This window comes from Flavobacterium sp. (genome assembly GCF_035299245.1).
Taxonomy (GTDB): Bacteria; Bacteroidota; Bacteroidia; order Flavobacteriales; family Flavobacteriaceae; genus Flavobacterium.
Map to the genome: position 1 here is coordinate 142,257 of NZ_DATGWY010000022.1, position 11,971 is coordinate 154,227.

Genomic DNA, 11,971 nt, shown 5'->3' on the forward strand with positions numbered 1-11,971 from the left:
ATGAAAAAATTTCTCTTTTTTTATCTGATTTTCACTTCAGTGCTTGTTGGACAAGAATCCAACGATAAAATTATTTATTTGGATTCTCTAAAAAAGGAAACATCAAAAGAGAATCATGTATTTTACCGATTAGTAAAAGACTATTTTCTCAACAAACCAGAGTATGAGATCAAAGAGTATTACAAATCAGGGGCACTAAAAGGCGAAGGACTTTCCCAGACTAGAGACAAAATCTCATACCGATCAAAATGGATTTCATATCACGAAAACGGAAATAAAGAGTCCATTACCAATTATGTAAATGGTCGCCCTTCCGGAAGCATTGAGCAATGGTATGAAAATGGCAACAAGAGAATGATTGGTGAATACATCGCCAAAAGTGACGACAAACTTGAATATGATTTAAAGGTTTTACAATTTTGGAATTCAAAAAACGTACAAACTGTGGTTGATGGAAATGGTGAATATGATGAAGTTGAAACGTACTCCATTGCTTCAGGTAAGGTTAAAAATGGCTGGAAAGAGGGTGAATGGAAAGGAAGACATCCAATGTTGAAGTACACATTTGTTGAAATATACAAAGACACTAAACTAATCTCAGGCAAAAGCATTGACACACTCAACAATGAGTACAATTATGAAAAAGTTTTTCTTCCTCCAAGACCTAAAAAAGGAATTGACCATTTTTATAAATACATAGCAAAAAAATTCAGAATTCCCAAAAAATATGGTTACATAGACGGAAAAATTATTCTAGATTTTGTGATTGATAAAGACGGAAGCATCACTAATGTGCGTATATTAAAAGGAATGAATGATGAATACAACAATGAAGCCATCCGATTAATTAGTGAATATCCTGACTGGGGCGTGGGAGAATTGAGAGGAATCAAAGTGAAAACGAGCTATTCCATCCCAATATCATTTACATCAGATTAGTAAGAATTAAATCAATTTCTATTCCTCTTTGATGTCTCGACATTTAAAAATAATCATTCATTTAATTTGTGTAGGTAGTTTTTATTTTTACCTTTGCACACGAATTAGGAAAATCCTTTTTCATACATAATAATCATTTAAATAATATTGGAATGTATTTAACTAAAGAAACAAAAGCTGAAATCTTCGCTAAACACGCAGGTAAAGCTGAAAACACTGGTTCTGCTGAAGGGCAAATCGCATTGTTCACATTCAGAATCACTCACCTTACTGAACACTTGAAAAAAAATCGTCACGATTACAACACTGAGCGTTCATTAGTACTTTTAGTAGGTAAAAGAAGAAGTCTTCTTGACTACTTGAAGAAAAAAGACATTAACAGATATCGTGAGATTATCAAAGAATTAGGTATTAGAAAATAATACATATCTAAAGAGGTGCTTGCGCGCCTCTTTTTGTTTTAAAATAAAGAAGAAAAGTTTCGGTTTTTCATTGGGTTACAAACAACTACACACAACAACACAACTAACCTAATTGTTTAACAGAATTAAATTTTATGATTCCAAAAGTAACCCAAGAAACAATCGATTTAGGTGATGGAAGAACCATCCTAATCGAAACAGGTAAATTAGCCAAACAAGCAGATGGTTCAGTTGTAGTTCGTTTAGGCGACTGTATGCTTTTAGCAACAGCAGTATCCGCAAGAACATCAAACCCTGGTGTTGACTTTTTACCTTTAACGGTAGATTACCGTGAAAAATTTGCCGCTGCAGGTCGTTTTCCTGGCGGATTTTTCAAAAGAGAAGCACGTCCGAGTGACAGTGAAGTATTGACTATGCGTTTAGTAGACCGTGTTTTGCGTCCGCTTTTCCCAGATGATTACCATGCTGAAACTCAAGTGATGATTCAATTAATGTCGCACGACGAAAACGTAATGCCTGATGCGCTTGCAGGTTTAGCAGCATCAGCAGCATTAGCAGTTTCCGACATTCCTTTTTACAACTTAATTTCCGAAGTACGTGTTGCACGTATAGACGGAAAATTTGTAATTAACCCAAGCAGAGCACAATTAGAATTATCAGACATCGACATGATGATTGGCGCTTCTTTAGACTCAGTAGCTATGGTTGAAGGTGAAATGAAAGAAATTTCAGAAGCTGAAATGGTAGAAGCAATTAAATTTGCTCACGAAGCCATTAAAGTTCAAATTCACGCTCAATTACGACTTCAAGAAGCTTTCGGAAAAAAAGAAATCCGTACTTATGAAGGAGAAGTTGAAGACGAAGAAGTATACAAAAAAGTAAAAGCTGCAGGTTACGACAAATGCTATGCAATTGCTCAAGAAGCTTCAGGAAAAAGTGAAAGAGGCGAAAAATTTGCCGCTGTAAAAGAAGAATGTAAAGCGTTGTTTACTGAAGAAGAATACGCAGAAAACAGTGACTTAGCTGGATTAGTAGGAAAATATTTCTACAAAACTAATAAAGAAGCAGTTCGTAATGTAATTCTTGAAAAAGGCATTCGTTTAGACGGAAGAAAAACAACCGAAATCAGACCAATTTGGTGCGAAATTGACTATTTACCTTCTGTTCACGGTTCGTCTTTATTTACACGTGGTGAAACTCAAGCTTTGGCTACTGTAACTCTTGGAACTTCAAGAGAAGCTAACCAAATCGATTCACCATCAGAACAAGGAGAAGAAAAATTCTACTTACATTATAATTTTCCACCCTTTTCAACGGGCGAAGCTAAACCTTTAAGAGGAACTTCACGTAGAGAAGTGGGTCACGGAAACTTAGCACAACGTGCGTTAAAAAACATGATTCCTGCTGATTGTCCTTACACCATTCGTGTTGTTTCTGAAGTATTAGAATCAAATGGTTCGTCATCAATGGCAACGGTTTGTGCTGGTACAATGGCGTTAATGGATGCTGGTGTTCAAATGACAAAACCCGTTTCAGGTATAGCAATGGGATTAATCACAGATGGTCAAAAATTTGCTGTTCTTTCTGATATCTTAGGAGATGAAGATCACTTAGGTGATATGGACTTTAAAGTAACAGGAACTGCTGACGGAATTACCGCTTGTCAAATGGACATCAAAATTGATGGTTTGCGTTACGATATAATGGAGCAAGCATTAAATCAAGCTCGCGAAGGTAGATTGCATATTCTAGGCAAACTTACTGAAACGATTGCTACTCCAAGAGCAGATGTTAAAAAACACGCTCCAAAAATCATTACTAGAACTATCCCTGGAAACTTCATCGGTGCTTTAATCGGCCCAGGTGGAAAAGTAATACAAGAATTACAAAAAGCTACAGGAACAACGATTGTTATTAACGAAGTAGACGAGCAAGGTGTTGTTGAAATTTTAGGAACTGATCCAGACGGAATTGCAGCAGTATTAGCTAAAATCGATTCGATTATTTTCAAACCTGTAATGGGTGAATCATACGAAGTAAAAGTAATAAAAATGCTCGATTTTGGAGCTGTTGTAGAATATACACAAGCACCTGGAAACGAAGTATTACTTCACGTATCGGAATTAGCATGGGAACGTACAGAAAACGTTGCTGATGTGGTGAAAATGGGCGACGTATTTATGGTGAAATACTTAGGTGTTGACCCTAAAACAAGAAAAGAAAAAGTGTCGAAAAAAGCACTTCTTCCACGTCCTCCAAGAGAAGAGAAAAAAGACGCTCCACAAGGTTAATTAATCTATAATTAATTCATAAAAAACCCTGATTTGAAATTTCAAATCAGGGTTTTTGTTTTTTTCATCAATCAAAGCAACCTTTTTGAATTTATTCACACTATAAAATATAAACAAAAAAGATTGCTATGAAAAAGATCAACTTAAATATTCTATTAGGAACACTATTGCTTTTGTTTTCTATAAGCAGTTGTACCGATTTAGACGACAATGAGGTTGTCGACTTAACAAGAGAAACCATAACAAAAGATTCGGAATTGTTCGGTTTATTAGAATCGGTAGTCAATCGAGGAGATGATCCAATTGAAAACACCGTTTGCATTGACTTCATTTATCCGTTTAAGGTATTCATATATGATGCAAATCTGGTTCCACAAGGCGAAGTCATTCTGGGTGGAGACGGTCAATTTAGTGCCTTTTTAGCTCAGTTGCCTGCCAATCAATCCATCAGCATCAGTTATCCACTTGAGACCACATTATCAGACGGCACTATTTTCAGCGTAACTAATAATGCTGAATTAAAAATTGCTATCGATTCTTGTTCAAGAGAAGACATCATTAGTTATTGCAGTGGTTTATTTGGAATTCCTCAAGGAACATGTGTGTGGGAAATTCCCTATATCGAAGGAGCAAACAATGACTTTGCTGGAGCAGTATTCACAGCAGATGCAACAGGAACTATTACACTTTATCATCACAACGCAACTTATGATGGCACTTGGATATTTTTATTTTTAAATGATGAACTGCATTTAAACATTAATCTTGAAGGAACATCCACAACAGTGCAAAATTGGAACTATAACTTTAAAATCATTTCATTCACCGGTGAAACGATGGGACTTCAAACGCCTACTTTTTCGAGAACTTTAGTAAAAAAATGTTCGAGTACACAACTCTACACTATCGGTCAAACTGGCCCAAGTGGTGGAATTATAGCATATGATAAAGGAGAATTTACCAACGGTTGGCGTTATATCGAAGTAGCACAAGACGATTTAATTATTGAAGAATGGGGTTGTTTGAACGGCGAAATTATTGATGCTGATTACGAGGAAATCGGAACTGGATATCAAAACTCAGTAGCTGTAACAAACTTTCACAACAATCTAACCAACTATTTCACCAATCCAAGTGTGTGTAGTAGTTTGAGCAACGGTACTGTTTCTAGTAAAACTGCAATCCAATTAGTAATTAACTCAAAGGATGATTGGTTTGTTCCGTCTATGTTGGAATTACTCCTACTCTACGACAATCTTAAAAGTGTCGGCTTGGGTAATTTTAGCGATGAATTATACTGGAGTTCTTCCGAAGAATCCGTTTCAAGTGCAAAATGCATTAACTTTAGCAATGGAGAAATGTCTGCTCTATATAAAAATTCACCTTCGATTAAAACAAGACCAATTCGGTATTTTTAAAATAACTTCATTTGAATTTAGAGGAAATCATACAAGGTTGTAAAAAAAATAGTTTAGTGCATCAAAAGGCGCTTTACAATCTCTATGGGAAAAATCTATATCAATTAAGTCTGAAATATTGTACCTCAGCAGAGGAAGCTGAAGACAATTTACATGATGCCTTTATCGAAATTCTATCAAATTGTAATCGTTTTGAAAACAAAGGCTCATTTGAAGGTTGGATGAAACGAATCACCATCAACAAAGCCATTACTAAATTCAAATCATCAATCAACACCACAACACTTGATTCAACGATATATCCTCTAATCAATACCGAAATAGAAATTGACACCGAAACTATTTCATTGGATTATTTGTTGAAATTAATTCAAGAATTGCCTAATCAATACCGTTTGGTATTTAATTTATACGAACTAGACGATTACAGTCATAAGGAAATTTCAGAAATGCTTGGAATTTCTGAAGGAACATCAAAATCAAATTTACACAAGGCAAAATTGATCCTAAAAAACAAACTAACCGAAAACACTCCTAGAAAATATAAAAATGGAATCTAAAAAAGACATAGGGAAATTTTTCAGGGAAAATCTAGACCAACTGGATGTCGCTCCTTCGGCAATGGTTTGGGATGGAATTGAGGAAGAATTAAAAGAAAAAAAGAAAAAAAGACCGTTCTTCATCTGGTTTTTTATAGCTGCTTTTATTGGTGGTTCATTATGTACTTATACTATTTTGCATTTGGATAGTGTGCCTAATTTTAATTCTACCGATGATAAAAACTCAAGTCCACAAGAAACCATAAAAAATTCAAACGATATAACTACAACTGATTACAATAGCAACAAACAAAAAAATCCAAAAAACACTATTGATTCATCCATAGGCTCAACTTCTAATAAAATTGAATCCGCAACCAATACTAATTCGAAAAACACAGCATCAAGTTCCGCCGCATCAACGACAGTAACTTCTGAAAAAAATAGTGAAAGAATTCACAAGAATTCGAAATCAAAAAATAGAACAAACAAAAACCAAAACATCGCTTTTAATTCTAAGAAAACAAAACAGAAACAGAATCTAAATTCTAAAACAACTTCATATCACCCGCTAAATCAGTTGGCTTCAGTTGAAAATTCATCAGAAAAAAACTCAGAAAAAAACGTTTTAGACACAGAGAAAACAAACCTTCAATCGATTACAGAAACAAAACCTAACCCAACAGCAATTGATTCATTACAAAAGAAAAACAATACCTTGACTGAAAAAGAAAAGTCGCTGAATGAAACAAAAAAAGACAGTGTTCCTGAACTGCCCAAGGAAAAAGAGTACAACATCATAATCGCACCTTATTACGGTTATTCTTATGCAGGGAAATTTGGAGGCGGAAATTCGTTATCAACACAGTATAACGTTTTGGATGAAGGAGGAAAAGTAGCTCAAAATTTTGGTGTAGTAGTCCGCTGGATGGGAACAGAAAAAATCGGAATCCAAACCGGAATTGGAATGGTACAAACCAATCGATTTACGGAAGTAGAAAAAAACGACATCTTTTTTAGCAACAATACTAATTTAGAATTAGACAATCCTTTGGTAAATTATTCGACAGCGCTACAAAACGATCAAAAAGTAAAATTCTATGAAGAAAATAGCTACATTGAAGTTCCTATTGAAGTATATTATGTCCTGTCTAATAAAAAATTTGGGTTAGCAAGTTCTTTTGGCGTGAGTCTATTCCTTTTGAATAAAAACGATGTTTATTTGGAATCGGAGAATCTTAGCAAATTTAAAATTGGCACTTCAAAAAACAGCGCAGCACAAAGTTTTGTCATCAACACTAAACTGAATTTATTTTACAATCTTTCAAAAAGAATTCAATTGGATGTATATCCCGAATTTCAATTTCAAATCATGAGTCATAAAAACGTTTCAAGTTTTTACCCTTATTACCTATCATTAAAAGCCGGAATCAGTTATAAATTGTAATTTCATTATTTTCTGTTTGTTAGTCAACCCCAACTTTATTGCTAAAGCTGGGGTTTTTTCTATTATATTTTACCCATCTTATTTAAATGACGGAAATGAGAAACCATCATCTCAAATAACGTTTTGTGATGATAGGGCAATTTATATTCTCGGGTAGTTTCTTGAATTAATTGATTGATTTCCGAATAATTAGTATGACAAATACCTGGAAATAAATGATGCGCAGCATGACAATTAGAACCACCGCTTAAAAATCGAGCCCACGATTGATTAGCATTCCAATCACAACTCGTATACAGTTGATGAACTGCCCAAGTGTGTTCTAAAAATGCTCCTTCAGGTTGTGGATAATCAGCACCATCAAAAAAATGCGTTCCCACCAACATAATAATAAAAACTAATGATGTAAATGCGCTCGCCGACAGATAGACTAAAACGATAAAACTCCATGAAAAATGAGCAAACAAAATTGGAACAACCAAAACAATTGAAAAATAAAATACTTTATACAATCCGAATCGAGTGAATAATTCTGGTTTGGAAATTCCTTTTTTCATCCAATGGTATTCTTTTGAGAACAAATACACCCAATCACTCATAAAAACAGAATGCAATAAGGTAAACATATATACAAATGGTGCATAATAAGCCTGATACTTGTGCTTTGGTTTCCACGGATGCGTTGGACTCAATCGCAAAAACGGATTTTTATCAATGTCAACATCGCTACCTTCAACGTTGGCGTACAAGTGATGCGAGCGAATGTGTCGCAAACCCCAAAGTAACGGATCAATACCAACCGTCAGAAAACTAAAAAAATGCAATACACCATTGGCTTTCTTGCTTTTAAAAGCGGTATTATGTGAAGCATCGTGACCAAAACTGAATCCAATTAACAATCCTGACAATTGAAACACAACGTACAAAACCCAAAACTCCATTTTTGCTATGGATTCCAAAAACAACAAGCTGTATGAAAAATAGCATACTAGTGTCCAAAATATACCTTTAAACCAAAATCTAAAATCTCCATAAGAAATTACTTTACCCTCTAGCTTTTGATACACCTTCGATTTAAGTTGATTATAAAACTCTTTTTCCTCTTCCGATTTTTTAAAATACTTCGCTTTCATAACTATATTTTTAAATTTGATTGTACTCAGCAAATTTGAATCAAACCTTAAAAAGCGGTGTCCTGAAAAATTTAATCTGTATGAATTCGGACACATTTTTTAGAAAATAGTTTAATAATTGTAACTTTTTTGTAACTGGCTACGTATAACTACCTGAACACTTTAAAAGAAAAAGGAGAAAATTAAATGAGACAGCTCAAAATCACCAAGCAGGTAACTAATCGTGAAACTGCATCCTTAGACAAATACCTACAAGAAATTGGAAAAGTAGATTTGATTACTGCCGATGAAGAAGTGGAATTAGCACAACGCATCAAAGCAGGAGATCAACGCGCACTTGAAAAATTAACTAAGGCCAATTTACGTTTCGTGGTTTCGGTAGCAAAACAGTACCAAAACCAAGGATTGACATTGCCTGATTTAATTAACGAAGGAAATCTAGGTTTGATTAAAGCCGCTCAACGTTTTGATGAAACTCGTGGTTTCAAATTCATTTCATACGCCGTTTGGTGGATTCGTCAATCGATTCTTCAAGCATTGGCAGAACAATCTCGTATCGTTCGTTTACCATTAAATAAAATTGGTTCTATCAATAAAATCAACAAAATGTACGCTTTATTAGAGCAATCGAACGAACGTCCACCTTCTGCTGAAGAAATTGCAAAAGAACTAGACATGACCGTAAACGACGTAAAAGAATCCATGAAAAACTCGGGTCGTCACCTATCAATGGATGCGCCTTTAGTAGAAGGAGAAGATTCTAACTTGTACGACGTTTTACGTTCAGGAGAATCTCCAAACCCTGACAGAGAGTTGATTCACGAATCATTACGCACCGAAATCGAGCGTTCATTAGAAACCCTTACTCCAAGAGAAGCCGACGTAGTTCGTTTGTATTTTGGTTTAGGCGATCAACACCCAATGACGTTAGAAGAAATTGGTGAAACATTCGACTTAACTCGTGAACGCGTTCGTCAAATTAAAGAAAAAGCAATCCGCAGATTAAAACATACCTCAAGAAGTAAAATCTTGAAAACGTATTTAGGTTAATCCTATAAACGCAACAACAGTTTCAAAACTGTTCGTTTTTTGATTGATGATTGAAACTCCGGCTGATTACCGGAGTTTTGCTTTTAAAAAAACTTCAAAATTCAACATTCCAAGTTGAATATTCAACGTTGAACAACGAATTTTGAAGTTTTAAATTCGGGCGTGCCCTTTCAGGTCAGGCTTTCGCACTCGCTTTTTTGCAGTGTTCCATTGCATTACACACTACAAAAAGAGCTCAAACAATTGCTCAATCCTTCACGCAAACCAGCAATAAAAACTCATTTATTTTTCTTAGTGAACTTTGCGAAAAACCTTTGCGCTCTTTGCGGTTAAAATTTTACCTTTGCCTAAACAACACTAACTCATTTCATCCACAATGAAAAACACACTCATCGCACCTTCGGTATTGGCTGCCGACTTTGCCAACTTACAACGCGACATTGAAATGGTCAACAACAGTCAAGCCGATTGGTTTCACATCGACATCATGGACGGCGTTTTTGTTCCGAATATTTCGTTTGGAATGCCTGTTTTAGAAGCCATAACAAAGCACGCTACTAAAACTATCGACGTACATTTAATGATCATCGATCCGGATCGCTACATCAAAACTTTTGCTTCTTTAGGAGCCAATATACTTACAGTTCACTATGAAGCCTGCACGCACCTTCACCGCACTTTACAAGCTATTAAAGCAGAAGGAATGAAAGCAGGAGTCGCTTTAAATCCGCACACCAATGTTGACTTATTAGAAGATGTAATCAACGATATTGACATGGTATGTTTGATGAGTGTAAACCCAGGATTTGGAGGTCAATCGTTCATCGAAAACACTTACACCAAAATAGAGAAATTAAAAGCAATGATTAGCCGCAAAAATGCTTCCACTCTAATCGAAATTGATGGCGGAGTAACCGATAAAAACGCGCTTCAATTGGTACAAGCAGGCGCCGACGTCTTAGTTGCTGGAAACTACGTTTTTAAAGCTAGCGACCCAAACCAAACCATAGCCGATTTGAAAAAATTAACTTCAATCTAAAAATTAAAAAAAGCCCTGATTGTTTTCTCAGGGCTTTTTTATTCAGGAATAGTGAATTATTCTTTCACCATTTTTATTATTTTTTGTTTATTATCAGACACTACTTTAACCCAATAAGTACCGGAGGTTAGTTGAGAAACATCAATTTGATCTTGAGTAGTATTGATGTGTTTAAATAAAACTAGTTGACCAAGCAGATTGTACAATTCAACTCTCATTATATTATTCGCACTTGACAAGTTTAAAAAATTGCTTACTGGGTTAGGAGCTATTGTAACTTCATCCGTATAAACATAATCTTCAAGAGATAACGTTGAAGTTCCATTCACCATAAAAGGCAGTGCTAAGGCAACATCGGGAGCCGAATTGGGAATTCCGATATCAGTATTTGTTCCCCAACCCAAAACATCAGAAGGAAAGAAAGAAGCAATAACATTAATTTTTGAGTTGGCTCCGGCTACTGACCGACTACCAACAACAGTTACGGGTGGAAAGAAAATTTCGGTATTATCTGTAGCGTGAACTTGAAATTCTACCCAATAATGTCCAGCCGGAAGGGTTGCACTTAAATTTCCTCTTACTTTAAATACTTTTCTAGAAAAATTCGGCTGCTGTGGCGAAGGAATTGTTGCATTGAAAATACGGTAAATAAAAGCATTTTCGCTATTGGTTGCGTCGTAAACATTTGTACTAAAATCACCCGCAATTGGAGTCGAACCTGCTAATGAAGGATTAGAACTATACAATCTAATTCTGAGTTGGTTGATTGGCGGAACTGACCCTGAATAAACCGGTTCATAACAAAAAAAATCAAAACTTGTAACTGACCACACCTGACCTTCAGGTACTATAAAATCATCCGCTAAAGCATAATTTAAACTTCCATCAGCATAATAATAACCAGGTAATCCTGAAGTTCCATTCACTTGCAAATTATTCCCTGTATTGTTTTGCAATTCACTCCACGAATAACCCGCTGGAGCTGTAAAACTATCTGTTGCAACTGTTCCAGTAGCTAACGAACCATTAGAATACAATTGAGCACTACTATCGTTGACCAACAACAACACAAAACTGAAACAAAAAAATGTAAGTAATTTTTCCCCCATACTTGACTGATTTTGAAACTTTGGCGCAATTTACATTTATTTTCAAAAGTCAATTCGGGAATACGATTTATTTCATAGAAAATCGATAAACTACAATTTTAGTTGTATTGCTCTAACAAATATTTGATTAAATCAGTTGTGGTTACAATACCGACTAACAAATCACCATGAACTACAGGCAATGCATGAAACTCTCTTTTAGACAGTATTTCTGCGACTTCTTTTATGCTTGCCTCGGGATCCACTTTGACTAAATTGCGCGCCATCACTTGCTCAACCGAAAACATATTGTAAACAGTTACATCAACTGTCTCTTCGTCTTCATCAACAGCATCAGCAAATGAAATACGCAACAAATCAGTATAACTTAACATTCCAACTATTATATTCCCATTGACCACAGGAATATGTCGGATATGATATTTCTTAAATAAACTCTCGGCTTTAGTCAAATCGTCTGTAAGGTTCAACTTAATCACATTTTTAGTCATTATGGTTGACACGGGAACATTTTGTTTCATAATCGTTTCATTTTAATCTTCCTTAAAATTACGATTACTCTACGAGAGGAAATATGATAAAAA

11 protein-coding genes are annotated in these 11,971 nt (G+C 35.2%); 8 read left to right on the forward strand and 3 right to left on the reverse strand.

Annotation, left to right across the window (positions count from 1 at the left end; genetic code table 11):
- The 6 genes from VK161_RS14275 (at position 1) to VK161_RS14300 (ending at position 7,056) form a co-directional block, all read left to right on the forward strand.
- Positions 1–939, forward strand: a complete 939-nt coding sequence (locus tag VK161_RS14275; RefSeq protein WP_324215471.1) for an energy transducer TonB — start codon at positions 1–3, stop codon at positions 937–939.
- Positions 940–1,091: 152 nt separating this feature from the next.
- Positions 1,092–1,361 (forward strand): 30S ribosomal protein S15, encoded by a 270-nt coding sequence (gene rpsO, locus VK161_RS14280; RefSeq protein ID WP_324215472.1) that lies wholly within the window; start codon positions 1,092–1,094, stop codon positions 1,359–1,361.
- 134 nt (positions 1,362–1,495) lie between these two features.
- Entirely contained in the window at positions 1,496–3,652 is a 2,157-nt protein-coding gene (locus VK161_RS14285) for a polyribonucleotide nucleotidyltransferase (protein WP_324215473.1), read from the forward strand.
- A gap of 128 nt (positions 3,653–3,780) precedes the next feature.
- Positions 3,781–5,070, forward strand: a complete 1,290-nt coding sequence (locus VK161_RS14290) for a hypothetical protein (protein ID WP_324215474.1) — start codon at positions 3,781–3,783, stop codon at positions 5,068–5,070.
- A gap of 11 nt (positions 5,071–5,081) precedes the next feature.
- The gene (locus VK161_RS14295) at positions 5,082–5,630 is read left to right on the forward strand and encodes a sigma-70 family RNA polymerase sigma factor (protein WP_324215475.1); all 549 of its coding nucleotides are present in this window, start codon (positions 5,082–5,084) and stop codon (positions 5,628–5,630) included.
- A complete protein-coding gene (locus VK161_RS14300; RefSeq protein WP_324215476.1) occupies positions 5,620–7,056 on the forward strand; it encodes a hypothetical protein in 1,437 nt (478 codons plus the stop codon). Before VK161_RS14295 ends, VK161_RS14300 begins: the two co-directional genes overlap by 11 nt.
- A gap of 62 nt (positions 7,057–7,118) precedes the next feature.
- On the opposite strand, the gene VK161_RS14305 is transcribed toward VK161_RS14300, so the two are convergent.
- Positions 7,119–8,189, reverse strand: coding sequence for a fatty acid desaturase family protein (locus VK161_RS14305; protein WP_324215477.1), 1,071 nt, complete (start codon positions 8,187–8,189; stop codon positions 7,119–7,121).
- Positions 8,190–8,375: 186 nt separating this feature from the next.
- Here VK161_RS14305 and VK161_RS14310 point away from each other — a divergent pair, with 186 nt between their 5' ends.
- Entirely contained in the window at positions 8,376–9,239 is an 864-nt protein-coding gene (locus VK161_RS14310) for a sigma-70 family RNA polymerase sigma factor (protein ID WP_007804760.1), read from the forward strand.
- 376 nt (positions 9,240–9,615) lie between these two features.
- Positions 9,616–10,278 carry a ribulose-phosphate 3-epimerase gene (gene rpe, locus VK161_RS14315; RefSeq protein WP_324215478.1) on the forward strand — a complete coding sequence of 221 codons (663 nt, stop codon included), beginning with the start codon at positions 9,616–9,618 and terminating at the stop codon, positions 10,276–10,278.
- 56 nt (positions 10,279–10,334) lie between these two features.
- Here the strand turns inward: rpe and VK161_RS14320 are convergent, their stop codons facing one another.
- On the reverse strand, positions 10,335–11,387 hold the full coding sequence (locus tag VK161_RS14320; protein WP_324215479.1) for a T9SS type A sorting domain-containing protein: 1,053 nt from the start codon (positions 11,385–11,387) through the stop codon (positions 10,335–10,337).
- Positions 11,388–11,485: 98 nt separating this feature from the next.
- Positions 11,486–11,908 (reverse strand): CBS domain-containing protein, encoded by a 423-nt coding sequence (locus VK161_RS14325; RefSeq protein WP_324215480.1) that lies wholly within the window; start codon positions 11,906–11,908, stop codon positions 11,486–11,488.
- Positions 11,909–11,971: the final 63 nt, after the last annotated feature.